Source organism: Pseudomonas sp. (assembly GCF_035512415.1).
Classification (GTDB): domain Bacteria; phylum Pseudomonadota; class Gammaproteobacteria; order Pseudomonadales; family Pseudomonadaceae; genus Aquipseudomonas.
On sequence record NZ_DATKDZ010000023.1, the window covers coordinates 1 to 26,519 of the forward strand.

The 26,519-nt window shown below is 63.7% G+C and carries 24 protein-coding genes; 16 read left to right on the plus strand and 8 right to left on the minus strand.

All coding sequences use genetic code 11. The annotated features are described in order from the left end of the window. The 5 genes from VMP31_RS11575 to fdhD form a co-directional block, all read left to right on the plus strand. On the plus strand, positions 1-322 hold a 322-nt coding region (locus tag VMP31_RS11575), incomplete at its 5' end, for an NAD(P)H-dependent oxidoreductase subunit E (protein WP_325507218.1). Next, on the plus strand, positions 319-1,887 hold the full coding sequence (locus VMP31_RS11580) for a formate dehydrogenase beta subunit (RefSeq protein ID WP_325507220.1): 1,569 nt from the start codon (positions 319-321) through the stop codon (positions 1,885-1,887). The genes VMP31_RS11575 and VMP31_RS11580, both read left to right, overlap by 4 nt. Positions 1,888-1,902: 15 nt before the next feature. Further along, complete coding sequence (gene fdhF / locus VMP31_RS11585; RefSeq protein WP_325507222.1) at positions 1,903-4,746, plus strand: formate dehydrogenase subunit alpha; 2,844 nt, start codon at positions 1,903-1,905, stop codon at positions 4,744-4,746. A gap of 175 nt (positions 4,747-4,921) precedes the next feature. Continuing rightward, positions 4,922-5,170 carry a formate dehydrogenase subunit delta gene (locus tag VMP31_RS11590; protein ID WP_325507224.1) on the plus strand — a complete coding sequence of 83 codons (249 nt, stop codon included), beginning with the start codon at positions 4,922-4,924 and terminating at the stop codon, positions 5,168-5,170. A gap of 30 nt (positions 5,171-5,200) precedes the next feature. Then, positions 5,201-6,025, plus strand: coding sequence for a formate dehydrogenase accessory sulfurtransferase FdhD (fdhD, locus tag VMP31_RS11595; protein ID WP_325507226.1), 825 nt, complete (start codon positions 5,201-5,203; stop codon positions 6,023-6,025). A gap of 115 nt (positions 6,026-6,140) precedes the next feature. Here fdhD and VMP31_RS11600 read toward each other — a convergent pair whose 3' ends face one another. Together VMP31_RS11600 and VMP31_RS11605 are read right to left on the minus strand one after the other, a co-directional pair. Next, positions 6,141-6,578 (minus strand): group II truncated hemoglobin, encoded by a 438-nt coding sequence (locus VMP31_RS11600; RefSeq protein WP_325507228.1) that lies wholly within the window; start codon positions 6,576-6,578, stop codon positions 6,141-6,143. Between the two features lie 157 nt (positions 6,579-6,735). Beyond that, positions 6,736-7,653, minus strand: a complete 918-nt coding sequence (locus VMP31_RS11605) for a LysR family transcriptional regulator (protein ID WP_325507230.1) — start codon at positions 7,651-7,653, stop codon at positions 6,736-6,738. A 186-nt stretch (positions 7,654-7,839) separates the two neighbouring features. On the opposite strand from VMP31_RS11605, the gene ycaC reads away from it, so the two are divergent. The 7 genes from ycaC (at position 7,840) to VMP31_RS11640 (ending at position 14,487) form a co-directional block, all read left to right on the plus strand. Then, complete coding sequence (ycaC, locus tag VMP31_RS11610; protein WP_325507232.1) at positions 7,840-8,454, plus strand: isochorismate family cysteine hydrolase YcaC; 615 nt, start codon at positions 7,840-7,842, stop codon at positions 8,452-8,454. 230 nt (positions 8,455-8,684) lie between these two features. Continuing rightward, complete coding sequence (locus tag VMP31_RS11615; protein ID WP_325507234.1) at positions 8,685-9,476, plus strand: ABC transporter substrate-binding protein; 792 nt, start codon at positions 8,685-8,687, stop codon at positions 9,474-9,476. A 41-nt stretch (positions 9,477-9,517) separates the two neighbouring features. Next, the gene (locus VMP31_RS11620) at positions 9,518-10,243 is read left to right on the plus strand and encodes an ABC transporter permease subunit (protein WP_325507236.1); all 726 of its coding nucleotides are present in this window, start codon (positions 9,518-9,520) and stop codon (positions 10,241-10,243) included. Beyond that, positions 10,240-10,983: an ABC transporter permease subunit gene (locus VMP31_RS11625; protein WP_325507238.1), complete on the plus strand. Its 744-nt coding sequence runs from the start codon at positions 10,240-10,242 to the stop codon at positions 10,981-10,983. Before VMP31_RS11620 ends, VMP31_RS11625 begins: the two co-directional genes overlap by 4 nt. Further along, positions 10,980-11,762, plus strand: coding sequence for an ATP-binding cassette domain-containing protein (locus VMP31_RS11630; RefSeq protein ID WP_325507240.1), 783 nt, complete (start codon positions 10,980-10,982; stop codon positions 11,760-11,762). Before VMP31_RS11625 ends, VMP31_RS11630 begins: the two co-directional genes overlap by 4 nt. A gap of 103 nt (positions 11,763-11,865) precedes the next feature. Then, complete coding sequence (lysA, locus tag VMP31_RS11635) at positions 11,866-13,317, plus strand: diaminopimelate decarboxylase (RefSeq protein WP_325507243.1); 1,452 nt, start codon at positions 11,866-11,868, stop codon at positions 13,315-13,317. 219 nt (positions 13,318-13,536) lie between these two features. After that, positions 13,537-14,487 (plus strand): LysR family transcriptional regulator, encoded by a 951-nt coding sequence (locus tag VMP31_RS11640; RefSeq protein WP_325507245.1) that lies wholly within the window; start codon positions 13,537-13,539, stop codon positions 14,485-14,487. 127 nt (positions 14,488-14,614) lie between these two features. Here VMP31_RS11640 and rhlB read toward each other — a convergent pair whose 3' ends face one another. The 5 genes from rhlB to VMP31_RS11665 form a co-directional block, all read right to left on the minus strand. Further along, a complete protein-coding gene (rhlB, locus tag VMP31_RS11645; RefSeq protein ID WP_414705454.1) occupies positions 14,615-16,087 on the minus strand; it encodes an ATP-dependent RNA helicase RhlB in 1,473 nt (490 codons plus the stop codon). 171 nt (positions 16,088-16,258) lie between these two features. Beyond that, positions 16,259-17,422, minus strand: coding sequence for a dipeptidase (locus VMP31_RS11650; protein WP_325507249.1), 1,164 nt, complete (start codon positions 17,420-17,422; stop codon positions 16,259-16,261). Positions 17,423-17,736: 314 nt separating this feature from the next. Then, positions 17,737-18,675: a GGDEF domain-containing protein gene (locus VMP31_RS11655; protein ID WP_325507251.1), complete on the minus strand. Its 939-nt coding sequence runs from the start codon at positions 18,673-18,675 to the stop codon at positions 17,737-17,739. Positions 18,676-18,871: 196 nt separating this feature from the next. Next, the gene (locus VMP31_RS11660; protein ID WP_325507253.1) at positions 18,872-20,773 is read right to left on the minus strand and encodes an acyl-CoA synthetase; all 1,902 of its coding nucleotides are present in this window, start codon (positions 20,771-20,773) and stop codon (positions 18,872-18,874) included. A 20-nt stretch (positions 20,774-20,793) separates the two neighbouring features. Continuing rightward, positions 20,794-21,528, minus strand: coding sequence for an alpha/beta hydrolase (locus VMP31_RS11665; protein WP_325507255.1), 735 nt, complete (start codon positions 21,526-21,528; stop codon positions 20,794-20,796). Between the two features lie 487 nt (positions 21,529-22,015). On the opposite strand from VMP31_RS11665, the gene VMP31_RS11670 reads away from it, so the two are divergent. The 4 genes from VMP31_RS11670 (at position 22,016) to VMP31_RS11685 (ending at position 26,210) form a co-directional block, all read left to right on the plus strand. Beyond that, the gene (locus tag VMP31_RS11670; RefSeq protein WP_325507257.1) at positions 22,016-23,044 is read left to right on the plus strand and encodes an amino acid ABC transporter substrate-binding protein; all 1,029 of its coding nucleotides are present in this window, start codon (positions 22,016-22,018) and stop codon (positions 23,042-23,044) included. Between the two features lie 101 nt (positions 23,045-23,145). Further along, positions 23,146-24,330 (plus strand): amino acid ABC transporter permease, encoded by a 1,185-nt coding sequence (locus VMP31_RS11675; protein ID WP_325507259.1) that lies wholly within the window; start codon positions 23,146-23,148, stop codon positions 24,328-24,330. 9 nt (positions 24,331-24,339) lie between these two features. Beyond that, entirely contained in the window at positions 24,340-25,437 is a 1,098-nt protein-coding gene (locus VMP31_RS11680; RefSeq protein WP_325507261.1) for an amino acid ABC transporter permease, read from the plus strand. Positions 25,438-25,448: 11 nt separating this feature from the next. Next, entirely contained in the window at positions 25,449-26,210 is a 762-nt protein-coding gene (locus tag VMP31_RS11685; protein WP_325507263.1) for an amino acid ABC transporter ATP-binding protein, read from the plus strand. A 141-nt stretch (positions 26,211-26,351) separates the two neighbouring features. Here VMP31_RS11685 and VMP31_RS11690 read toward each other — a convergent pair. After that, the coding region (locus VMP31_RS11690; protein ID WP_325507265.1) for a helix-turn-helix domain-containing protein at positions 26,352-26,519 on the minus strand (168 nt) is incomplete at its 5' end.

The window sequence follows — 26,519 nt, forward strand, 5'->3', positions numbered from 1 at the left end:
ACTCAACCTGCCGCGGGCGGAAGTCCACGGCGTCGTCACGTTCTATCATGACTTCCGGCAGAAGCCCGCCGGCATTCACACGCTGAAGCTCTGCCGGGCGGAGGCCTGCCAGTCGGCCGGCGGCGAGGCGCTTGCGCGGCGCGCGGAGGCCGCGCTCGGCGTCAAGTCCGGCGAAACCACCGGCGACGGCCAGGTGACGCTGGAAGCCGTCTACTGCCTCGGCCTTTGCGCGATCGCTCCGGCGGCGATGATCGACGGCCGCGTCGTCGGACGGCTGGATGCGGCAAAACTCGAGGCGATCATCGACGAGGCGCGGCAATGAACGCGCGCGTCTTCATCGCCCGCGATGCCGCGGCAATTGCAGTCGGCGCCGACGATGTCGCCGCCGCGCTGGCGGCCGCCGCCGAGCGGCGCGGCATCGCCGTCGACATCGTGCGCACCGGCTCGCGCGGGCTCTACTGGCTCGAACCGACGATCGAAGTCGCGACGCCCGCCGGCCGCATTGCCTACGGTCCGGTGACAGTCGCCGACATCGACGCCCTGCTCGATGCCGGTTTGCTCGATGGCAAGGGCGGCCACCCGCTCGCCCTCGGACTGGCCGAGGACATCCCGTGGCTGAAACGCCAGACCCGCCTCACCTTCTCCCGCTCAGGCATCATCGACCAGTCATCGCTCGCCGATTACCGTGCGCATAGCGGATACAAGGGCCTTGAACGCGCGCTGTCGATCGGGACCGAGGCGACGCTCGCCGAAGTGGAGGCTTCCGGCCTTCGCGGCCGCGGCGGGGCGGGCTTCCCGACCGGGCGCAAATGGCGGACCGTGGCAGTAACGCCGTCGCCCAAGAAGTACATCGTCTGCAACGCCGACGAGGGCGACTCGGGCACCTTCTCCGACCGCATGGTGATGGAGGACGACCCCTTTGTGCTGATCGAGGGCATGACCATCGCCGCCCTGGCCGTCGGTGCCACCGAGGGCTATATCTACCTGCGTTCGGAATACCCGCATGCCGAGGCGGCGCTCAAGGCGACCATCGCCACGGCCTATGCCGAGGGCTATCTGGGCGACGACATTCTCGGCAGCGGCCAGCGCTTCCATCTGCATCTGCGCCGCGGCGCCGGTGCCTATGTCTGCGGTGAGGAAACCTCGCTGCTGGAAAGCCTCGAAGGCAAGCGCGGCGAGGTGCGACCGAAGCCGCCGCTGCCGGCGATCGAGGGCCTGTTCGGCATGCCGACGGTGATCAACAACGTGATCTCGCTGGCCTCGGTGCCGATCATTCTCGACAAGGGCGGCGCCTACTACCGCGACTTCGGCATGGGCCGCTCGCTCGGCACTCTGCCGATCCAGCTGACCGGCAATATCGCCCGCGGCGGCCTGATCGAGAAAGCCTTCGGCGTCACCCTGCGCGAGCTGCTCTACGACTACGGCGGCGGTTCGGCCAGCGGCCGGCCGATCCGTGCGGTGCAGGTCGGCGGCCCACTCGGTGCCTACCTGCCGGAAGCGCAATTCGACACGCCGCTGGATTACGAGGCCTTCGCCGCCCTTGGCGCGGTACTCGGCCACGGCGGCATCGTGGTGTTCGACGACAGCGTCGATATGGCCGATATGGCGCGCTACGCCATGGAGTTCTGCGCCATCGAATCCTGCGGCAAGTGCACGCCCTGCCGGATCGGCTCGACCCGCGGCGAAGAGCTGCTCGAGCAGATCATCGTCGCCCGTTCCGAAGGCCCACAGCCGGGACGCATCGAGCTGCTCAAGAGCCTGTGCGACACCATGCTCGGTGCCTCGCTCTGCGCCCTCGGCGGCATGACGCCCTATCCGGTGCTGAGCGCCATCAATCATTTTCCCGAAGACTTCGGCGTGTCGAAAGACAGCGCCGAAGCTCGCTGATCCGGAGACGCCCCCATGGCCCTGTTTCGTGAACTCGACTACGGAACCCCCGCCCGCACCGGCGCTCCGGTAACGGTGGAAATCGACGGCACGTCCATCACAGTGCCGGCCGGCACTTCGGTGATGCGCGCCGCCCAGGAAGCCGGAATTTCCGTGCCCAAACTGTGCGCCAGCGATAGCCTCGAGCCGTTCGGCTCGTGCCGTCTGTGCACCGTGGAAATCGAAGGTCGACGCGGCTATCCGGCGTCCTGCACCACCCCGGTGGAAGCCGGCATGAAGGTGCGCACGCAGAGCCCCAAGCTCGCCGAGCTGCGCCGCGGCACCATGGAACTGTATATCTCCGACCACCCGCTGGACTGCCTGACCTGTTCGGCCAACGGCAACTGCGAACTGCAGGACATGGCCGGCGTGGTCGGCCTGCGCGAGGTGCGCTACGACCCGGTGAAGACCCACCTGGCCGAGGCCAAGGACGAGTCCAACCCCTATTTCACCTTCGACCCGGCCAAGTGCATCGTCTGTAACCGCTGCGTGCGCGCCTGTGAAGAAGTGCAGGGCACCTTCGCCCTGACCATCAGTGGCCGTGGCTTCGATTCGCAGGTCAGCGCCGGGCAGAACGAAACCTTCCTCGACTCCGAGTGCGTGTCCTGCGGCGCCTGCGTGCAGGCCTGCCCGACCGCCACGCTGATGGAAAAGTCGGTGATCAAGATGGGTCAGGCCGAACGCAGTGTGACCACCACCTGCGCCTATTGCGGCGTCGGTTGTTCGTTCAAGGCCGAGATCAAAGGCAACACCGTAGTGCGCATGGTGCCGAACAAGGACGGCCATGCCAACCATGGACACGCCTGCGTCAAGGGCCGCTTCGCCTGGGGCTACGCCACCCACCCGGACCGCATCACCGCGCCGATGATTCGCGAGAGCATCCATGAGCCCTGGCGCACAGTGAGCTGGGACGAGGCGATCGCCTATACCGCCAAGCGCTTCAAGGATATCCAGGCGCAGTACGGCCGCGGCTCGGTCGGCGGCCTGACCTCGTCGCGCTGCACCAACGAAGAGGCCTACCTGGTGCAGAAACTGGTGCGCGCCGCCTTCGGCAACAACAACGTCGACACCTGCGCGCGGGTCTGCCATTCGCCGACCGGCTACGGCCTCAAGGTCACCCTCGGCGAATCCGCCGGTACTCAGGATTTCGACTCGGTGCTGGCCGCCGATGTGGTGCTGGTGATCGGTGCCAACCCCACCGACGGCCACCCGGTGTTCGGCTCGCAGCTCAAGCGCCGCCTGCGTGAAGGTGCCAGGCTGATCGTCGCCGACCCGCGCGGCATCGACCTGGTGCGCGGCCCGCACGTCAAAGCCGAGCATCACCTGCAACTGCGCCCGGGCAGCAACGTCGCCCTGCTCAATAGCCTGGCTCACGTCATCGTCAGCGAAGGGCTGGTGGACGAGGCTTTCGTCGCCGAGCGCTGCGAAACTGAGGCCTTCGCGCAATGGCGCGCCTTCGTCGCCGATCCACGGCACAGCCCCGAAGCCATGCAGGAACTGACCGGCGTGCCGGCCGCCAGCGTGCGCGCCGCCGCACGCCTGTACGCCACCGGTGGTAATGCGGCGATTTACTACGGCCTGGGCGTGACCGAACACAGCCAGGGCTCCTCGACCGTGATGGCGATCGCCAACCTGGCTATGGCCACCGGCAATATCGGCCGTCCCGGAGTCGGTGTGAACCCGCTGCGTGGGCAGAACAACGTGCAGGGCTCCTGCGACATGGGTTCCTTCCCCCATGAGCTGCCCGGTTACCGCCACGTCTCCGACCCGTTGGCGCGGGCGCAGTTCGAACAGGCCTGGGGCGTCAGCCTGCTCGACGAGCCGGGCCTGCGTATTCCCAACATGTTCGCCGCCGCCCATGCCGGCACCTTCAAGGGCATCTACATCCAGGGCGAGGATCCGGCGCAGTCCGACCCGGACACCCAGCACGTCACCGATGCGCTCAAGGCCATGGTGTGCGTGGTGGTGCAGGACCTGTTCCTCAACGAAACCGCCAAGTTTGCCCATGTGTTCCTGCCCGGTGCCTCCTTCCTGGAGAAGAACGGCACCTTCACCAATGCCGAGCGGCGCATCTCGCCGGTACGCAAGGTGATGCCGGCGCTGGCCGGCAAGGAAGACTGGGAGGTGACGGTGGCGCTGTCCAACGCCCTCGGCTACCCGATGAACTACACGCACCCGTCGCAGATCATGGACGAGATCGCCAGCCTGACGCCGACCTTTACCGGGGTCAGCTACGCCAAGCTCGACCGTATGGGCAGCATCCAGTGGCCATGCAACGACGCCGCGCCTGAAGGCACGCCGATCATGCACGAGGACGCCTTCGTGCGCGGCAAGGGTCGTTTTATGATCACCGAGTACATCGCCACCGAGGAGCGCACCTCGCGCAAGCGTCCGCTGATCCTCACTACCGGGCGCATCCTCTCGCAGTACAACGTCGGCGCGCAGACCCGGCGCACCGCCAACGGTGCCTGGCATGCCGAGGATCGCCTGGAGATCCATCCGGTGGATGCCGAGGATCGGGGGATCAACGACGGCGACTGGGTCTCGATCAACAGCCGCGCCGGCGAGACGGCGATGCGCGCGATTATTACCGAGCGGGTGCAACCGGGGATTGTGTACACCACCTTCCACCACCCGGAGTCCGGTGCCAACGTGATCACCACCGACAACTCCGACTGGGCCACCAACTGCCCGGAATACAAGGTCACCGCGGTGCAGATCAGCAAGGTCGAAGCGCCGTCGCAGTGGCAGAATGAGTTCCAGGCCTTTACCCACGAGCAGCTTGATCTGCTGCCGCCGATCAAGGTGGTGCAGCTGTGAGACCTGGTGTGCTGTGTCGCAGAGTTATTGTTTCGACGGCTCTGGTTCGTCGGGTGCGGGTTCGTAGGGTGCGCCGTGCGCACTAGGTGTCAGGATGTAGGATGGGGCGGGCCGCGCAGGTGACAACCCATCAATTGCAGCGATGGGATATCACCCATCCGGGAGGAGCTCTTTTATGGGCATAAACGCCACGCAACTGATCAAGATGGCCAACCAGATCGGTGCCTTCTTCGCCTCCCAGCCCGACCCGCAGCAGGCGCGGGACGACTTTGCCCAGCACCTCAAGCGCCAGTGGGACCCGCAGATGCGCACCGCGCTCTGCGCCCATCTCGACGCCACCGAGGGTGAAGGCCTGAGCGAGTTTGTGCTCGATGCGATGCAGACGCACCGCGAGCAGCTCGAACCGCTGGCCCGACCGGCTTAAGCGCATTCCATGGCCAGGGAGTCTTCGAGCATGCCGCCCAGCGCAGCCGTCGCCATTACCGACGAAGCCGAGGCGCAGGGCGCCTATGCCTATGTCGAACTGGATTCGGCGGAGCAGGGCGGCAGCGCCATGCTCGCCGAGGAATGCGCCCTGGCGATTGCCTATAACGGCATCAGTTATGCGGTGATGATGGTTTCGCCCTCGGCCGTCGAGGACTTCGTCATCGGTTTTAGCCTGAGTAGCGCGGTGGTCAGCGGCGTCGAAGAAATTTTCGACGTACGGGTTACGCGCAGCGGCGACGCCCTCAACGCCGAAGTGCAGATCAGCAACCGCGCGTTCTGGGCGCTCAAGCAGCAGCGCCGTCAGTTGGCCGGCACCAGCGGTTGCGGCCTGTGTGGCGTGGCGGCGCTGGAGCAGGCACTGCCGCAACTCACAGCGCTGCTGCCCAGCCCATTGCCGCCGGCCGCGCACTTGCGTGAGCTGCGCGCGCGTATCGCCAGCGTGCAAAGCCTGGCGCGCCACAGCGGCGCCCTGCATGCCGCGCTATTTGTCGATCAGGACGGCGAAATCAGCCTGTGCCGCGAAGATATCGGCCGGCATAACGCGCTGGACAAGCTGATCGGTGCCCTGCGCCAGCAAGGTCGCAACACAGGCCAGGGCTTTGTGGTGATCACCAGCCGCTGCAGTCTGGAGCTGATTCACAAGGCGGTGCGCGGCGAATTCGCCACCCTGGTCAGCCTCTCGGCGCCGACCAACCTCAGCGTGCGCTGGGCGCGCGAGCACCGGCTCAACCTGATCCATCTGCCGCACCACAGCGCGCCACGGGTCTACAGCCCGGTGCCGGGCGCAGAGTAGATCCTGGGCTCGCCTACGAAAACCGTGCGGCGAGATTTGCGTTGGAGATAGAGGCTTTGCGGACTCGTATTGTCGGGCTGGCGGTTGCGGCTGGATCTGGTGCGCGCGGCGCGCCCTACGGGAGCTGGGTTAGCTCCCCATGGCGGTTGCGGCTGGCCTGGACGATGCGCTGCGTTGGCACACGCAACTGGGTCAGCAGATACTCGGCAAACTCCGGTGCATAAGGCTGGCGGGCGATGGCGGCGGCCATGCAGTCGAGCCAGGCGCTGCTCAGGGTCTCGTCGATGGGCCACTGGGCGTGGAAGGCGGGGAGGGCGATGCTGCCGTACTTTTCCTGGAACAGCTTGGGACCACCGAGCCAGCCGCTGAGAAAGCAGGCCAGCTTGTCGGCGGCCAGCTCCAGGCTGTCGCCGTGCAGGCGGCGCAGCTCGGCGGCCTGCGGCAGTTGATCCATCAACTGATAGAAATCGGCGACCAGACGCCGCAGGCCGTCGATGCCGCCGGCGGCCTGGTAAGAGGCATCGCCGACGCCGTAGGTGGGGGCAGGGGTCATGGCAGGCATCCCGAGAAAAGACGCCATTGTAAGGGGCCAGGGTTGATTGGGAATGCCCTCTGCCACGGTTGCAGGCATTTCCTGTAGGAGCCAGCTTGCTGCGGTCCGACGTCTCGGCGATCTCCGCAGGTTAAAAGCATCGTCAGCAAGCGGGCTCCTACAAACGCTGGCACCAGGGCAGGCTGGCCAGGCTTTGCTGGAGAAAGTCGCACAGCGCCAGCACCTTGGGTGAGGCGCGGCGCGAGCGTGGGTAGAGGGCGTGGATCCAGTTATCCGTCGGCCGCACGCCGGGCTCGATGGCCAGCAACGAGCCCTCTGCAAGTTGCTGCTGGACGATAAAGACCGGTAGCACGGCCAGGCCCAGGCCGCGCAGGGCCATATCGCGCATGGCCTCGCCGTTGTTGCTGGTAAAACGCCCGCTGGGCGACAGGCTAAGGAGTTCGTCCGGCGCATCGAGGCGTGCAAACGACCAGACCTGGCTGGTGGTCACGTTGCTGTAGCCGATGCAGGCATGCTCAAGGATCTGTTCCGGGCTCTGGGGGATGCCGTGGCGCTCGGCATAGGCCGGGCTGCAGCACAACACTCGCGGGCTGGGTGCCAGTTCGCGGGCGATCAGGGCGCTGTCGCGCAGGTGTGAGACGCGCAGGCAGAGGTCGTAGCCCTCGCGCTCGAAGTCGCTGATGCGGTCATCCAATTGCAGGGCCAGCTGGATGCGCGGGTGCTGCTGCATAAAGTCGGCCAGCAGCGGGGCCAGCCACAGAGTGCCAAAACTCATGGGCGCGAGGATGCGCAGGCTACCGCACAAGCCGCTGTCATCCAGGCTGGCGCGTTCGGCCGCTTCGTGCAGCGCGGCCAGGGCATCCTTGGCCCGAGGGTAGAACTGCCGGCCGTTCTCGGTGGGGGTCACCTTGCGCGTGGAGCGGTACAGCAGTTTGGCACTCAGGCGTCGCTCCAGATCACTCAGGCGCTTGCTGACCACCGATTTGGCCACCCCCAGGCGTTCCGCGGCCAGGCTGACGCTGCCCAGTTCCACCACCTGGAGGAAGGTTTCGATTTCCTGCAGATCCAGCTTCATGGGGTTCCTAAATACCGTGGCGAGTTGGCCAAGCATAGCCGCAACGATGAGTGCCGATTGTTCGCCTCTGGCGAAAAGCCATTTCGCCTGCGGCCCGGAGGTCGGCGTGGGTGTCGGGGGCTAAGCTTTAGCTTCCCCATGGCGCTTCGTGGCGCTCGGTCACTGCCTACTCTCAGGAGGTTTATTATGTCTTTCACCTACAAGCGGCTGAACAAAGACGACGCGGTCCTGCTGCTGGTCGATCACCAGGCCGGCCTGCTGTCGCTGGTGCGTGACTACAGCCCGGACGAATTCAAGAACAACGTGCTGGCCCTGGCCGATATCGGCAAGTTCTTCAACCTGCCAACCATCCTCACCACCAGTTTCGAAAATGGTCCTAATGGGCCGATTGTGCCCGAGCTCAAGGCCATGTTTCCCGATGCGCCCTATATCGCCCGGCCGGGGCAGATCAATGCCTGGGACAACGAAGACTTCGTCAACGCGATCAAAGCCACCGGGCGCAAGCAACTGATCATCGCTGGCGTGGTGACCGATGTGTGCGTGGCCTTCCCGACTCTGTCGGCTCTGGAGGCGGGCTACGAGGTGTTTGTGGTCACCGACGCCTCCGGCACCTTCAATACCAGCGTGCGCGATGCCGCGCTGATGCGCATGGCCCATGCCGGGGCGCAGATGCTCAACTGGTTTAGTGTCGGCTGCGAGTTGCACCGCGACTGGCGCAACGACATCGAAGGCTTCGGCGGCATTCTCGGCGGCCACCTGCCGGCCTATGCCAACCTGATCCAGAGCTACAGCCAGAAGTAAGCGCCGCTCCCATGACTACCCGCTGCGCCATTCTGGTACAGCGGGTTTTTTCTGTCTTTATGCATAGCTCAGGGTTATGCATAACATAATAAATATACATTTGATAAATGCGAGGTGCGGGCGGATTCTTGTTTCGCGGTGATGGCCGATTGGCCATCCAATGCGATTTGAAGTGGGCTTGCGGGTGATGGCCGGCTTCACAGCGAACCCTGATTCCAGAGGAAAACAAGATGAATAAGACTCTCCGCTCCCTGTTGCTCTGCGCCAGCCTCGGTGCTCTGCCGTTCGCCGCCGCCCAGGCCGCCGAAGGCCCGACTCTGCGTCTGGCCACCGAAGGTGCCTACCCACCGTTTAACTACTACACCGCCGACGGCCAGCTGGCTGGTTTCGATATCGAGATCGGCAAGGCCCTGTGCGAGCGGATGCAGGCCAAGTGCAGCCTGGTGGCCCAGGACTGGGACGGCATTATCCCCGCGCTGCTGGGGCGCAAATATGATGTGATCATCGCCTCGATGTTTATCACCGAGGAGCGCCGGCAGAAGGTCGCCTTCAGCGATCCCTACCAGAAATCGGCGATGACCTTCGTGGTGCCCAAGGATTCCGAACTCAGCGATTTCAGCCCGGCTGCCATGGCCGGCAAGACCATCGGTGCCCAGGGCGCGACCACCCAGGCCGATTACCTGATGGCCATGTTTCCCGACTCCGATGTGCGCCTGTACCCGACCCAGGATGCGGTGAACCTGGACCTGGTGTCCGGGCGGCTGGATGCCCAGGTCGGCGACATGATTCCGATGCTCGACTGGACCCAGAAATCCGCCGATGGCAGTTGCTGTCGTATGGCCGGCGCGCCGATCAGCGACCCGAAATATGTCGGCGAGGGCGTCGGCATGGCGCTGCGCAAGGAAGACGAAGCGCTGCGTCAGCAGCTTAACCAGGCCCTGGCGTCGATCATCGCCGACGGCACCTACCAGGCCATTAACGACAAGTTCTTCTCGGTCAACCTGCTGACCCTGGAGCAGTGAGCCAATCACGGCCCATCTGCTGAACGAGAAGAGGATTTGTTATGGACTGGCTCACCTACCTGAGCTTCGGTGACGCCGGCTGGGGCGACGAGTTGCTGCAGGGCCTCGGGGTAACCCTGGCTCTGGCACTCACCACCCTGCCGGTCGGCTTGCTGCTGGGGCTGCTGGTGGCGGCGCTGGCGCTGTTCGGTGCTCGCCCGGCGCGTGCCCTGGCTCTGGCTTTCAGCACCACCCTGCGCGGCCTGCCCGAGCTGCTCACCCTGTTTATCATCTACCACGGCGTGGGCATGGGCCTGAACGCCTTGTTGCGCTGGTACAACCCGGCAGCCGGCTATCTCGAGCTGAGCCCCTTTATCGCCGGGGTGTTGGCCCTGGGCCTGGTCTTCGCCGCCTATTCCAGCGAAGTCTGGCGCGGTGCCTGGCAGGCTCTGGATGGCGGCCAGCGCGAGGCGGGACAGGCCATGGGCCTGCGTCGGCTGACCATCTTCCGGGTGATCGAGCTGCCGCAACTGCTGCGCCTGGCCCTGCCGGGGCTGGGCAACCTGTGGATCAACCTGCTCAAGGACACCGCTCTGGTCTCGGTGATCGCCCTCAGCGACCTGATGCGCATGGCCAATATCGCCGTGGGCACCACCAAGAAGCCGTTTCTGTTCTTCCTCGTGGTGTGCCTGGCCTACTGGCTGGTGTGCCTGTTCTGCGAGTGCCTGCTGGCACGTATGGAGCGCCGCGCCAACCGTGGCTACCGCACGGGAGGGCAGGCAGCATGATGGATATCCTTACGCGCTTCTCGGGCCAATTGCTGGCCGGTGCCGGCCTGACCCTGCAACTCACCGTTATTGCCGCGCTGCTGGCCTGCGCCCTGGCCTTACCCCTGGCCATCGCCCGCTGCAGCGAGCGCGGTTTGCTGCGCTGGCCGATTCGCCTGTTCGTCTCGTTCTTCCGTGGCACGCCGCTGCTGGCCCAGCTATTTCTGGTCTATTACGGCTCGGGGCAGTTCCGCGTCGAGCTGAGCCAGCTGGGGCTCTGGTGGTTCTTTCGCGACCCCTACTACTGCGCGCTGCTGACCTTTGTCCTCAACTCCACGGCCTATCAGATCGAGATTCTTCGTGGCGGCCTGCGCGCCGTGCCTTACGGGCAGATCGAGGCGGGCGTGGCCATGGGTCTGTCACGCTTTAACCAGTACCGCAAGATCATCCTGCCCAATGCCTACCGCATCGCTTTTCCGTCCCTGGGCAACGAAATCATCCTGCTGCTCAAGGGCAGCGCGGTGGTCAGCGTGATCACCCTGTTCGATGTGATGGGCCAGACCCGGCGCATCTTCTCGCAAACCTTCGACCTGTCCGTGTACCTCTGGGCGGCGCTGCTGTACCTGCTGATGACCAGCGCCTTCGTCTGGCTCTGGCGCTGCCTGGAACGCTGCCTGACCCGCCATCAACGGGTACGCCAAGCCCCCACCACCGCCACTGCGCCAGCCGCAAAGCGGGTTTCCGCCGGAGTGTCGCCATGACTGCAAGCATCCCCCAGACCGCCGCCCTGCAGGTGGAGAACCTGTACAAATCCTTCGCCGGCATTGAGGTGCTCAAGGGTGTTTCACTGACCGCCGAGAAGCATGATGTGATCAGCATCATCGGCTCCAGCGGCTCGGGCAAGAGCACATTGCTGCGCTGCATGAACCTGCTGGAGTTCCCCGACAGTGGCTGCCTGCGGGTGCACGGCGAGGAGCTGGAGCTGGGCACCAACCGCCGTGGCGTGCGCTCGCGACGCTTTCAGCGGCAGATCGAACGGGTGCGCGCGCGCCTGGCCATGGTCTTCCAGTCGTTCAACCTGTGGTCGCATATGACCGTGCTGGAAAACGTGATGCTCGGCCCCTGTCTGGTGCATAAGCGCAACCGCATTGATGTGGAGGCCCAGGCCAAGAAGCTGCTGGCCCGGGTCGGCATGCTGGAGAAATGCCAGATGTACCCCGACTGCCTGTCCGGCGGGCAGAAGCAGCGGGTGGCCATCGCCCGCGCCCTGGCCATGGACCCGGAAGTGATGCTGTTCGATGAGCCCACCTCGGCCCTCGACCCGGAACTGGTGGGCGAGGTGCTGCTGGTGATCCGCGAACTGGCCGAGGAGGGCCGCACCATGATCATGGTCACCCACGAAATGCGCTTCGCCCGCGAGGTGTCGTCCAAGGTGGTGTACCTGCACCAGGGCCGCATCGAGGAGCAGGGCAGCCCCGAGCAGCTGTTCAACACCCCGCAATCGGACAATCTGCGCCGCCTGCTGGCGAGCCAGTACTGATGACCCAAGCCGTAGGGTGCGCTGTGCGCACCACCAATGACGCTGGAATAACCCCATAACGCGATGGTGCGCACAGCGCACCCTACCTGAGTGAGCCATACCCATGAGCCAAGTTGTTTCCCTGTACCCCTGGAAAAGACCGCAGCACCTCGAGAGCGCCCATAACCAGCTGCTGATCGACGGGGTGAGCGCCCTTGAATTGGTCGAGCGCTATGGCTCGCCGCTGTTCGTCTATTCGGAAAGCCAGCTGCGGGAAAACGCCCGGGATATCCTGGACAACTTCCACCGCGTGCACGCCAAGACTCGGGTCTGCTTTGCCAGCAAGGCCTGCGCCAACCTGGCGGTGCTCAAGGTGTTCAAGGACTGCGGCCTGGATCTGGAGGTCAACTCCGGCGGCGAGTTCTACAAGGCGCAGATCGCCGGCTTCGCCCCAGGGCAGATGGTGTTCAACGGCGTGGCCAAGCAAGTGGGCGAGTTGCGCGAGGTGATTGGTGCCGGGATCAAGGCGATCAATGTCGACTCGTTGTCGGAGCTTTCACGCATTCTCGCGGTGGCGACCGAGCTGGGTCAGCAGGCGCGGGTCAGCCTGCGCATTATCCCGGAGATCCAGGGCGGTGCCGCCGCCGGCTGGCAGACCGGCACCTCGACCTCCAAGTTCGGCATGACCGCCGCCGAGCAGAGTGAGGCCATCGAGCTGATCCTGGCCCATCTCACCGCGCTCAAGCTGGTGGGGGTGCATGCCCATATCGGCACCCAGATCACCGATATTGCTGTGTACCAGGCCGAGGCCAATTTCCTCATCGACTATGTGCGTCAGGTAGCCGAGCGCCTGCCTTATCCGCTGGAGCATCTGAACCTGGGCGGCGGCTTCCCGAAGAACTACAGCAGCGCCGAGGCCAACTTCGATTCGGTGGCAGCGCACTACCGCGCCAATTACCGCACCACGGTGGACTTCGCTCTGCTTGCCGAACACCTGATCAAGCCGGTGTCCCAGGCCCTGGGTGAGCAGATCGAGCTGATCGTCGAACCGGGGCGCAGCATGGTCAGCGACACCGCCATCCTGCTGACCCGTATCGAGGCCCACAAGCAGCGCCAGGGCCGCCCGGTGTTCTACCTGGATGCCGGCTACAGCGTGCTGTTCGACCTGTATAACGGCTGGTACTTCCATATGCTCAACGCCTCCCGCGCCGATGACCGGGACACCCAGCACTGCCGCATGGCCGGCCCGCTGTGCGACAGCAGCGACACCTACTACGACATCGAGGGCGAGGGCGCGGTGGCGGATCTGATCGCCGAGGAGCCGGCCCTGGCCCAGCATCGCGCGGTGCTGGAGCAGGTGCTGGTGCACCAGCCGAATCTGCGCGAACTGCCGGCGGCCACCGCCATGGGCGATGTGATCGCCCTGCTGGACGTGGGTGCCTACGCCCTGGAGATGATGAGCCAGTACTGCGGCCGCCAGTCCGCCGCCGCAGTGCTGGTGGACCTGCAACAGGGCAGCCGGCTGATCCGCCGCCGTGGCGAATACCGCGATCTGCTGGCCCATGATCTGGATTGAGCGGGTAGGGTGCGCCGTGTGCGCCAGCCGGCTGCGGATTGCCGGTGCGCACGGCGCATCCTGCGAGGTTCGATGGCTTTCTAGGAGCCTGTCCGGCTTTTCCGCAGTAGAACAGCGTTAAGTCCGACAGGCTCCTCGCCTTGCGCTAGGGGCCGCAGGCGGTGCACTGTTGCCCCCGAAGTGGCCGGGATGACGGCCTGCCTGGGAGAACCACCGATCATGCTGTCGCCCCGCGAGCGCCTGCTGCGCAACCTGGACTGGAACCTGCTGTACACCTTTCTGGTGATAGTCGAGGAAAGCAGCATCACCGGCGCGGCGCGCAAGCTGTCGCTTAGCCAGCCCAGCGTCAGCAATGCCTTGAAGCGTCTGGAAGAACACCTGGGCATGCGTCTGATCCAGCGCAAGAAGGGCATGTTCTCCCTGACCGAGCAGGGCCTGCGGGTCTACGAGTACATTTCCTCGGCCGGCAGCATTATCGACAAGATGGCCGAGCAGTACGCTGGCGAGGCCGGTGCGGTGCTCGGCGAGCTGCATATCCAGGTCGCCAGCCATGTCAGCTGCCAGCCCTTCGACGACAGCCTGACGCAGTTCCACAGCCTTTATCCCAATGTGCTGATCAGCCTCAGTTCCCAGCCCAGCGCCGACATCGTCGACGCGGTGGCCCGGGGCAGCCTGCATATCGGCATCAGCAACAAGAAGACCGCCCAAACCGGTCTGCACTTCGACCTGATCGGTTACGAGCAGATGGCCTTCTACTGCGGCCCGCGCCACCCGCTGTTCGGTCGCGACAAGCTGACCGCTGCGGATCTGCGCGGTCTGGCCTATGTCTCCTTCGAGAGCGATCAGCCCGGCGAGGGCCTGAGCGCGGTCAACTCGGTGCGCACCCAGCAGCAGTTCTGGGGCCGTCTGGTGGCGGTGTCGCCCAACGAGGAGGAAGTGCGCCGGCTGATCCTCGCTGGCCTCGGCTTCGGTGCCCTCACCGTCGAGGGGGCCAAGCCCTTTGTGGCGCAGAAACTGCTGTTCCAGCTGCCGCCCTACGACGAGTTGCCGGTCAACGAGGTGTACCTGGTGACCCCGGAAAACCAGCTACTGACGGATGTGGAGCAGCTGTTTATCGGCCTGCTGCGCGAGGCGACGGTGGCGGCGGTGCGGGCGCGCTATTTCAAGTAGGGTGCGAGGCAGAACATAGGAAGCCGGTGCGCGCGGCGCACCCTACGGGCGGGCTTCTTTGTAAGTGGCAACCGCAACGAAAAAGGCGAAGCCCATGGGCTTCGCCTTTTGTTTTTCTAACGCAGGCTTAGTGCTTGCGCGGTACCGGCTTAAGCAGTTCGTCCGGCGGCATTTCGCAGGCGATCTTGCGGCCCATCAGGGCTTCGATAGCCGGCAGGGCGTAGGCGTCGTCTTCGCCGGCGAAGCTGATCGAGGTGCCGCTGCTGCCGGCGCGACCGGTACGACCGATGCGGTGCACGTAGTCGTCCGGGGTTTCCGGCAGGGTGAAGTTGATCACATGGCTGATGGCGTCGACATGGATGCCGCGGCCGGCCACGTCGGTGGCGACCATGACGCGGATCTTGCCTTCGCGGAAGCCTTCCAGGGCCTTGATGCGCTTGTGCTGCGGCACGTCGCCGGACATCTGCACGGCGCTGATGCCGTCGCGGGTCAGGCGTTCTTCGATGCGCCGCACTTCATCCTTGCGGTTGGCGAAGACCATCACGCGGATCCAGTCGTTCTGGGTGATCAGGTTGTACAGCAGCTTGTATTTGTCGCTGCCGGCTACGGCGTAGACGTGTTGTTCCACCGTGTCGCTGGCGACGTTCTCCGGCTCGATCTCGACGATGGCCGGCTCCGTGGTCCACTGCTTGGCCAGGTTCATCACGTCTTCGGTGAAGGTGGCGGAGAATAGCAGGGTCTGGCGTTCGCCCCGGGGTGGGGTCTGGCGGATGATCTGGCGTACCTGGGGGATAAAGCCCATGTCGAGCATGCGGTCGGCTTCATCCAGCACCATCACCTCGACCATATCCAGGTGCACTTCGCCGCGCTGGTTGAAGTCGAGCAGGCGGCCCGGGGTGGCCACCAGGATGTCGCAGTAGCGCGACTCGAGCAGCTTGAGCTGTTTGTCGAAGTCCATGCCGCCCACAAACTGCATGACGTTGAGGCCGGTGTATTTGGTCAGGTCGGCGGCGTCCTTGGCGATCTGCACCACCAGCTCGCGGGCCGGCGCGATGATCAGCGCCCGCGGCTCGCCCATATAGCGCTCTTTCGGCGGCGGGGTCTGCAGCAGCTGGGTGATGATCGACACCAGGAAGGCGGCGGTCTTGCCGGTGCCGGTCTGGGCGCGGCCGATGGCATCCTGACCCTTGAGGGTGAAGCCCAGCACCTGTGCCTGGATCGGCGTGCAATAGGGGAAACCCAGGTCGTGGATGGCGTGCATCAGCTCGGGGGCCAGTTTGAAGTCGTGGAAGCGGGTCTTGCCCTCGGCGGGCTCAACCTGGAAGTCTTCCAGTTTCCAGGTGTCCACCGGTTTGGCGGCACGTTCGCGGCGTAGCTTGTTCTCCGCGCGGGCACGCTCGGGCTTGGCGACGCTGGCCGCGGGAGCCTCAGGGGCTGGGGAAGCAGTGGGTTCGCTGGCCGCCTTGCGCGGGCTGGCATTGCTGTTGCGGTTTTCGCTGGGGGCATCATTAGCGCGAGGCGTTGCAGGCGGGCTTGCTGGGCTGGGCTGCGGGCCCTCGGCTTTGCCGAACATTTTCTTGAGTGCTTTGAGCACGGTCATCTCTTCAATTGGTTAAGGAGTGAACGGCTGCCAGTGTAAAGCAAGAAGCCGGCGCGGCGAAGTGCCGCGCGGATCGCTGCCGTTACAGGATTTTTAGCAGGGGTTAGCCAGGCTGGAGGGCGCATGAAACGGGGCTTTTGCCGCAAACGGGTGGCACTTGCGGCTGGCTTTTCAGCGCTGCGGCAGGCTGGCCAGCAGCAGGCGCTGCACATTACCGCCCATGATCGCGGCGATCTCCGCGTGGCTGAAGCCCGCTTCGAGCAGGCCCTGGGTCAGTTGCGGTAGGCCGGTGACATCGAAGGGGGTGTGCACGGTGCCGTTGAAATCCGAGCCCAGGGCCACGTGCTGGACCCCGACTTTATCGGCGGTGTAGCGGATCGCCTGGACGATGGCCGCCACAGAGGTGGCGCATACCGCGGTTTCCCAGTAGCCGATGCCGATCACCCCGCCAGTGGCGGCGATGCCCTGCAGGTGTTTGTCGCTGAGGTTGCGGGTGCCGGGGCAGGTGCCTTCGACGCCGGTGTGGGACACCAGCACGGGGCGCGTGGCCATGGCCAGTACATCGTCGATCAGCGCCCGCGAGGCATGGGCCAGGTCGATCAGCATGGCTTTTTCTTCCAGGCGCTTGACCACCTGGCGGCCCAGCGCGGTCAGGCCGCCTTTTTCCAGGCCATGGGCCGAGCCGCCCACTTCGTTATCGAAGAAGTGGGCCAGGCCGGCGATGCGAAAGCCGGCTGCATAAAGCCTATCGACGTTCTCCAGCTTGCCTTCGATGGACTGCAACCCCTCGGTGGCGAGGATCGCGGCCAGGCGCTGTGGGTCCTGTTGCCAGGCCTGGATAAAGCTGGCTAGGTCGTCGCGGCTTTTGATCAGGCTCAAGCGGCCCTGGCTGGCGGCGCTGGCCTGTTCGAGCTTGGCGGCCTGATAAAGCGCGCGCTGCAGCAGGCTGTTCCAGGTTTCCCGCGGCCAGCGCTGGGCCATGGCCAGCAGGGTGATGTTGTCGGTTTCGCCGCTGTTGCGCTCGTAGTTGATGCCGCGCGGAGTCTTGGTCACGGTTGAAAAGACCTGCAGACCGACGCGCGCCTCGAGCATGCGCGGCAGGTCGGAGTGGCCGAAGTCGTAGCGCTCTAACAGGTCGCGCTCCCAGAGCAGGGCGTCATCATGCAGGTCGGCGATAAACAGGGTCTGGTGCAACTGCTCGGCGGGGGCGCTGGCCGGGTAGGGCGCGGGTGACTCGACGCTGTTCATCTGGCGGTCAACGATGGACGGCAGGCTGAAGACCAGCGCGCTGCCGATCAACAGGATAATCAGCAGGCTCAGGAGAAGTTTGCGCATGGGCTGCGATCCGGGCTTGGTTGTTATGCGCGGACTCTAGCAAGCGCGAAGAGAAAAATGTGATGGATAGCGAGCGAACCGCTGGGAGGCACATTTTTTAGGCTATGTTCCAGTCGCCTGTTGCATGCAGCAATTTCTTGTAGGACCGGGCGGGACACGCAGTCCCATGCCCGCGATCCGAGCGCGGCCAGAGACCCTTTCGCGGCCATGGGCCGCTCCTACAGAGGGCGCGGTTTGCTCCCCTCTTCCTCATAAGGGCAAGCGAGGCTAGGGGGGGGAGTCTGAGCAACACATATCTGGGACATAACCTTTTCTTAGCCGTACAGGCAGTTGCGACCCTGCTGCTTGGCCCGATACAGGGCGCTGTCGGCGCGGGCGATCAGGCCTTGCAGGCTGTCCTTGGGACGCATCTTGGCCAGGCCGATGGAGACGGTTACCCCCGGTATAACGCCTACGGGGGAGTGGAACGAGCTGATTTTCTGCAACGCCAGGCGCAGCCGCTCACCGATGCTGCGGGCTTCCTCCTCGGAGATGTCCGGCAGCAGGATAACGAACTCCTCGCCGCCAAAGCGGGTCAGGCTGTCCTTGGGTCGCAGCTGGCTGCGCAGGGTATTGGCCACCAGGGTCAGGGCATAGTCGCCAGCGAGGTGGCCGTGCTGGTCGTTGTAGGCCTTGAAGTGGTCAACATCGAGCATCAGCATGCACAGGGGCTTGCCATTGAAGGCGCTGCGGGTGCTTTCCCGCTCGAACATATGCTCCAGCCAGCGGCGGTTATAGGCACCGGTGAGGGCATCGATATTGGCGTTCTGCTCGCTGTTGATAATGATCCGGTTGCCCTTGCGCACCCGTTCGCAGAGCAGCTCGAGCATGTTCTGCATCAGTTCGGGGGATTGCTGGAACAGCTGGAACAGCGACTCGCGGTGCAGGCGCAGAACCTGGCTTGGCTCGCTTGCCACGACATAGGCGGAGGGGTGGTCGTTGTCGATAAAGCTGATTTCGCCGGCACAGTCGCCCGCTTTCAGGGTGCTGACCGCCTGGCTTTCCAGGGTGCCGAGGTGGACCTTGAGCTGGCCCTTGAGCAACAGGAAGAGGTACTGGTTGCGGTTGAAGGGCGAGAGCAGCACTTCCCCCGCCTCAAGATCGCAGGCGCGAAATTCTTTCAGCAGCAGATTGATACTGCTGACCGCGACATTCTGGAACAGCCGCAGTTGCCGCAGCTGGTGCAGGTCGGCCTGCCACGTAGCCTTTTTCATGGCAGTGGCATGGCGGGCTGGTTGAACATTGTGGTTGGCATCGCTAACGCTCCCTGCATTGTGGGCGAACACCTTGGACGAACATATTCCTGAGTCTGTGGCCTGACAATCCCAGGTACTAGTCTGAGTGACCGGCGGCATTGAAAATGAACCCTCGGTCACACTTTCGGCGCAATCCCTGCGCCGGCGTGCATATTTAATGGCCGTGATGCAATTCGATAGGGATGGCGAAACCCGCCAGCCGTTCGCTCACTGCCCGTGCAAGCGCCGCATCCTTGCTGGCCAGGTGGATATGGGCCACCTGGCCGAGGCGCTCATCGCTAAGCACTTCGACTCGCAAGTTGCCGGACAGTTCACTCAGGGCCTGTTCATAAGCGCGGCGAATGGCATCGAAGCGCAGGCTCGGTTTGAAGGTTTTGCCCACCGCGGTCAGTGGAATGGCCTCGATGATCCACACATCCTTGGGGATGGCTGCGCGCTCGGGAATATGCGCGGCGGCATGGGCCAGCAGTTCGGCCTCGCTGGCCTGCAGGCCGGGCTTGAGCTGCACATAGACCACCGGCAGCTCGCCGGCCTTTTCGTCTGGCTTGCCGACTGCGGCGGCCAGGGCCACGGCGGGGTGCTTGTGCAGCGCCTCTTCGATCATCTGTGGGTCGATATTGTGCCCGCCGCGGATGATCAGGTCCTTGCTGCGCCCGGTCAGCCAGATATAGCCATCGGCATCCATGCGGCCCAGGTCGCCGGTATTGAACCAGTCGCCATCGACCCAGATGCCAGCATTTTTGCTGGCCTGCAGGTAACCCTTGAACACCGTGGCCCCGCGGATGCACAGATTGCCGATTTCATTGCATGCCGCTTCGCGCAGGTACTGGCCCTGGTCGTCGAGAACCTTGATGCTCACTTCGCAGTAGGGCATGCGCAGGCCGATGGAGCCGGGGCGACGCTCGCCGCCGACCGGGTTGGCGCAGCTGCCGCAGGTGCCTTCGGTAAGGCCGTAGCCTTCGATCAGGGTTAGGCCGGTCTTGCTTTCGAACTGACGGATCAGCTCCACCGGCATCGGCGCGGCACCGCACAGGGCGTATTTCAGCGAGGACAGGTCATGACCCTCGCTAGGCACCTGCAGCAGGCCGGCGTAGATGGTCGGCACGCCGCTGAAGAAGCTGATCTTGTGGCGCTCGATGATTTTCCAGAAATTGCCGATCAGCGCCGTGCTGCGATAACCCTGGGGCGTGGCCAGCAGCACCTCGGCTCCGCCGCTGAAGGCGGTCAGGCCGGTGACGATCACACCGTTGACGTGGAACAGCGGCAGGCCGCAGAGGGTCACGTCGCCCGGGGCGAAGCGGGTTACCAGGTTCATGCTGTAGGCCATGGCCACTTCGTTGCCGTGGCTGTGCGGGGCCAGCTTCGGCGTGCCGGTGGTGCCGCCGGTGTGGAAGTAGCTGGCGATATCGTCGGCAGCGATCACCCGGCCGCTTTCCAGATGGTCGGCGGGGCAGGTGGCGATCAGTTCGTCGAAGTCCAGCACGCCGTCCGGCAGCGCGCCGCGCTGGGCCTGCACGGCACTGCGCTGCGGCTCGGGCAGCAGCCTGGCCATGTCCACGCAGATAATCGCCTTGAGCTGCGGCAGGCGCGCGCGCAACCCTGCGACCTTGGCCCACAGGTCGGTGCCGGGAAAGGGGGCCAGGGTGACCAGCAGCTCGGAGTCGGAGGCTTCGATCAGTTCGGCGATATGCTCGGGTTCGAGCAGTGGGTTGATCGCGTTGACGATCCCGGCCGCTTCGCCACCCCAGATGGTGAAGTGGGTCTGCGGCAGGTTGGGCAGCAGGAAGGACACCGCCTTGCCCGGGCGCAGGCCCAGGCGATGGAAGGCGTTGGCGGTCTGGGTGATCTTGCCCAGCAGCTCGTTGTAGCTCAGGCGATAAGCCGCTTCATCGGCACTGCCTTGCAGGATAAACGACAGGGCGGGCGCATCCCCGTGGCGGGCGGCGCTGCGGCGAATCAGTTCGAAGGTACTGGCCGGCAGGTCGCGGGCGGCCAGCGGGGTCTGTTCGATCTGTTCGATATCGCGCAGTGATTCGATTGCGGGGATGGCGTGCACTATTGTTATCGCTCCGGCGGTCAGCGGTTCAGACGTTGCTCCAGCCAGTCGGCGATGTCGCGGATTTCCTCATTGATCACTTCATGACCCATCGGATACTCGCGCCATTGCACGCTGACGCCGGAGGCACTCAGGTAATCATGGGCGGCGCGGCCCATGGCCGGCAGCACGATGTCGTCGAATGTGCCATGCAAGCAGAGAACTGGCAGTTGTCTTTTTGTATCTGGCCATCCCTGGCCGATACCCTGCGGGCCGTCGCTGCGCGACGTCAAAAATGCTTCCTGAGCATTTTTTGTATCTGCCAGCTGGATGTCGTCGCTGAAGGTCGGCGCATAGGTGGACAGCGCCAGGACACCGCCGAGGGCGAACTGCCAGCGCAGGAAGGCGGTGTGCAGCACCACCGCGCCGCCCTGGGAGAAACCAGCAAGGATGATGCGCGCCGGATCAATGCCGCTGTCGCGCTGCGCCTCGATCAGTTCGATCACCTGCCGGGCCGAGTCTTCCAGCTGTTCGCGGTTGATCGCCCGCGCCGGGCTCATGGCCAGGATGTCGTACCAGCTGGGCATAGCGTAGCCGCCATTGATGGTCACTGCGCGGGTCGGAGCCTGCGGCAGGACGAAGCGGGTGCTGGGCAAACGCTGCTGCAGGGCTTCGGCCACCGGCATAAAGTCGTAACGGTCGGCCCCCAGGCCGTGCAACCAAATGACGCAGGCATCGGCCGCAAGTGTGGGCTGAAGGATCAAGGGTTCGCTCATCTGTGGTTCCGCCATGGTGCGTGCGCGCTGAATTAGTGCGCGCTAAATTTTAGAGGGTGACTAATCTGGAAAGAAGTTGTCGCCAGGCTGCAAGTTTTCCTCTTGACCTGTCCGTATCGTGCTCAAGGCGCAGCGCTGGTACGGGCTTTGCTATAAACCTTAGGGACTGATGACGTTGTCCGGTAGTGGTAACACTGCTACAAAACCGGGCGCGGAGCAGACTGGAACGCCTTTGCATGGGTTTCCAATACGTTCGCCACAGGCTACAGGCTACAGGCTGAGCGATATGTCACTTGCTATCTGTCTCTGGCTCATTCAAATAATGGGCGGATGTGAGTCTATGGCCGTTGGAGCATTCGGCAACTAGACTCGCATCAAGGTCCGATCCCCGGTTGAGTGTGTTGCTGCCGACACAGTCAACGAGCCCCACAAGGGTACGGTGGTAGAACCGAGACTCCAAACACAACAAAAGCAACTGGAGGTTTTAATGAAGATGGTGAAATCCACTCTGGCAGTACTGACTACCGCAGCCGTTCTCGGTGTCAGCAGCTTCGCGCAAGCGGGCGCTACCCTGGACGCGGTACAGAAGAAAGGTTTCGTACAGTGCGGTATCAGCGATGGTCTGCCTGGCTTCTCCTACGCCGATGAAAAAGGCAATTATTTCGGCCTCGACGTCGACGTCTGTCGCGCCGTAGCCGCCGCCCTGTTCGGCGACTCGACCAAGGTCAAGTACAGCCCGCTGACCGCCAAGGAGCGCTTCACCGCGCTGCAGTCCGGCGAAGTCGACATCCTCTCGCGTAACACCACCTGGACCAGCTCCCGCGATGCCGGCCTGGGTCTGAACTTTGCCGGCGTCAACTACTACGATGGTCAAGGCTTCCTGGTTAACAAGAAGCTGGGTGTTGCCAGCGCTAAAGAACTCGACGGCGCAACTGTCTGCATCCAGGCAGGTACCACCACCGAGCTGAACCTCTCCGACTACTTCCGCGCCAACAACCTGAAGTACACCCCGATCACCTACGATACCTCCGACGAGAGCGCCAAATCGGTTGAAGCCGGCCGTTGCGACGTGCTGACCTCCGACCAGTCGCAGCTGTATGCACAGCGCATCAAGCTGGCCGACCCGGATTCCTACGTGGTACTGCCGGAAGTGATCTCCAAGGAGCCGCTGGGTCCGGTCGTACGTCAGGGTGACGACGAGTGGTTCAATATCGTGCGCTGGTCGCTGTTCGCCATGGTCAACGCCGAAGAACTGGGTGTCGACTCGAAGAACGTCGAAGACCTGGCCAAAACCACCAAGAACCCCGACGTGGCACGTCTGCTCGGTGGTGAAGGCGAGTTTGGCAAGGATCTGAAACTGCCGAAAGACTGGGCCGTACAGATCGTCAAGCAAGTGGGTAACTACGGTGAAAGCTTCGAGCGCAACGTCGGTGCCGGCAGCGAGCTGAAGATCGAACGTGGCCTCAACGCCCTGTGGAACAAGGGTGGTCTGCAATACGCACCGCCAGTGCGCTGACCGTCTGTTGCCAGCGTCCCGTCCTGGGCCGCTGGCATCGTTCTGATTGATGCGAACCTCATGCCCGCCGATGCGGGCATGAGGGTTCCAAGAGGGCTCCTATGCAAACTACTGCAAATGCCCCGCGCCCGGGTGGATCGGTCTGGACCGACCCCAAGGTGCGCGCGTGGCTATTCCAGATTCTCGCCGTTATCGCCGTTGTGGCGCTCGGCTGGTTTCTGTTCGACAACACCCAGACCAACCTGGAAAAGCGCGGAATCACCTCGGGTTTTTCCTTTCTCAATAACAGTGCCGGCTTCGGTATTGCGCAAAGCCTGATCGACTACAACGAAAGCCACAGCTACGGCCGGGTTTTCGTCGTTGGCTTGCTCAATACCCTGCTGGTCTCGGTTATCGGCATCGTCCTGGCAACCCTGCTGGGCTTTCTGCTCGGTGTCGCGCGGCTGTCGCCCAACTGGCTGATCAGCAAGCTGGCCACCGTCTATATCGAGATCTTCCGTAATATTCCGCCGCTGCTGCAGATATTCTTCTGGTACTTCGCAGTGATGCTTTCGCTGCCGGGACCACGCGACAGCATGGGCATAGGCGAAACCTTCTTCCTTAATAGCCGCGGCTTGTATATGCCGGCCCCCAGCCCTTCGGACAGCTTCGGCACCTTTTTCGCCGCCCTGGTGATCGCGCTTATCGGCGCGGTGTTGCTGGTGCGCTGGTCGCGGGCGCGTTTCGAGGCTACCGGCAAATACTTCCCGGTGTCCCTGGGTGTGGTACCACTGTTGCTGGTTCTGCCTGGCCTGGCGATCTTGCTGACCGGCAATCCGCTGCAATGGAGTACGCCTGAGCTGAGCGGTTTCAACTTCCGTGGCGGTTGGGTGCTGATTCCCGAGCTGATGGCCCTGACTCTGGCGCTGACCATCTACACCGCGGCCTTTATCGCCGAGAACGTGCGTTCCGGGATCATGGCGGTCAGCCATGGCCAGACCGAAGCGGCGCGCTCCCTGGGCATCCCCGCGGGCAAGACCCTGCGGCTGGTAATCATTCCCCAGGCCCTGCGGGTGATCATTCCGCCGTTGACCAGTCAGTACCTCAACCTGGCGAAGAACTCCTCGTTGGCGGCCGGTATCGGCTACCCCGACATGGTCTCGCTGTTTGCCGGCACGGTGCTTAACCAGACCGGACAGGCGATTGAGGTGATTGCCATCACCATGAGCGTGTACCTGGCGATCAGTATCAGCATTTCCATGCTGATGAACTGGTACAACAAGCGCATTGCGCTGATCGAGCGGTAAGGAGCAGCCATGCAGACTCATACCTTCAAACCTGATCTACCGCCACCCGCGCTCAGCGTCGGGGCGGTTGGTTGGCTGCGCGCCAACCTGTTCTCCAGCTGGTTCAACACCCTGCTGACCCTGTTCGCCGCTTACCTGATCTGGCTGATCGTTCCGCCCCTGATCCAGTGGGCCCTGATCGATGCCGACTGGACCGGCACCACCCGCGCCGATTGCACCAGTGGCGGCGCGTGCTGGGTGTTTATTCAGCAGCGCTTCGGCCAGTTTATGTACGGCTTCTACCCGACCGAGCTGCGCTGGCGGGTGGACACCACCCTATGGCTGGCGATCATCGGTGCCGCGCCTCTGTTTATTCCGCAGATGCCCCGCAAGGCGTTCTACGGTCTGAGCTTCTTGGTGGTGTATCCGGTCGTGGCCTACTGGCTGCTGCACGGCGGCTTCTTTGGTCTGTCGACTGTTTCCACCAGCCAGTGGGGCGGCCTGATGCTGACCCTGGTGATCGCTGCTGTGGGCATAGTCGGGGCCTTGCCGCTGGGCATTCTGCTGGCCCTCGGCCGGCGCTCGGACATGCCGGCGATCCGGGTGATCTGCGTGACCTTTATCGAGTTCTGGCGTGGTGTGCCCTTGATCACCGTGCTGTTTATGTCCTCGGTAATGTTGCCGCTGTTCCTCCCTGAAGGCCTGAGCTTCGACAAGCTGATCCGCGCCCTGATCGGGGTGATCCTGTTCCAGTCGGCCTATATCGCCGAAGTGGTTCGCGGCGGCCTGCAGGCCATCCCCAAGGGTCAGTACGAGGCCGCTGCGGCCATGGGCCTGGGCTACTGGCGGATGATGGGCCTGGTGATTCTGCCGCAAGCCATGAAGCTGGTGATCCCCGGCATCGTCAACACCTTTATCGCGCTGTTCAAGGACACCAGCCTGGTGATCATCATCGGCCTGTTCGACCTGCTCAACAGCATCAAGCAGGCGACCACCGACCCAGCCTGGCTGGGCATGGCCACCGAAGGCTATGTATTCGCCGCGCTGATTTTCTGGATTTTCTGTTTTGGCATGTCCCGCTACTCCGTGCACCTGGAGCGCAAGCTGGACACCGGTCATAAGCGTTAGGAGTTTTTTCAATGTCTGAAGCAATCAAGCAAACCAGCGCCGAGCCGATGATCCTGATGCAAGGCGTGCACAAATGGTACGGCCAGTTCCATGTGCTCAAGGACATCAACCTGAGTGTGAGTCAGGGTGAGCGTATCGTCCTCTGTGGTCCGTCGGGTTCCGGTAAATCCACCGCGATCCGCTGCCTCAACCGCCTGGAAGAACACCAGCAAGGGCGCATCGTGGTCGATGGCACCGAGCTGACCCACGACCTCAAGCACATCGAAATAGTGCGCCGAGAAGTCGGCATGGTGTTCCAGCACTTCAACCTGTTCCCGCACCTGACCGTGCTGCAGAACTGCACCCTGGCCCCGATGTGGGTGCGCAAGATGCCCAAGCGCAAGGCCGAGGAAATCGCCATGCACTTCCTTGAGCGCGTGCGCATTCCGGAACAGGCCAACAAGTACCCGGGTCAGCTTTCCGGTGGCCAGCAGCAGCGCGTGGCAATTGCCCGAGCGCTGTGCATGAAACCGAAGATCATGCTGTTCGACGAGCCGACCTCGGCCCTCGACCCGGAAATGGTCAAGGAAGTGCTGGACACCATGGTCAGCCTGGCCGAAGACGGTATGACCATGCTCTGCGTAACCCACGAGATGGGCTTTGCCCGCACCGTGGCGAACCGGGTGATCTTTCTCGACAAGGGCGAAATCGTCGAAGAAGCCGAGCCGAACACCTTCTTCACCAACCCGCAGAACGAACGCACCAAGCTGTTCCTCAGCCAGATCCTGCACTGAGTCGTAGCCGTAACCAGAGAGGGAGCCTGCGGGCTCCCTTTTTTATGGGCACTGTCCCGCGGAACCGACTCTGTAGGGCGTACATGCCGCAGGCGGTGGACAAGGCTTCGCCATGTCCACCCTACTGCTTTGTACCGCGCCTTACGGTGCCTGGCGCATACGTCGGCGAAAGGCCCCGGGCGTTTCCCCGCACAGCTGCTTGAACAGTTTGGCGAAGGTGGCGCGGTCGGCGTAGCCCACCTGGGCGGCGATCTGTTCCAGGGAATTGGCAGGGTTGAGCAGGGCCTGTTGCGCGCTGCTGATGCGCAG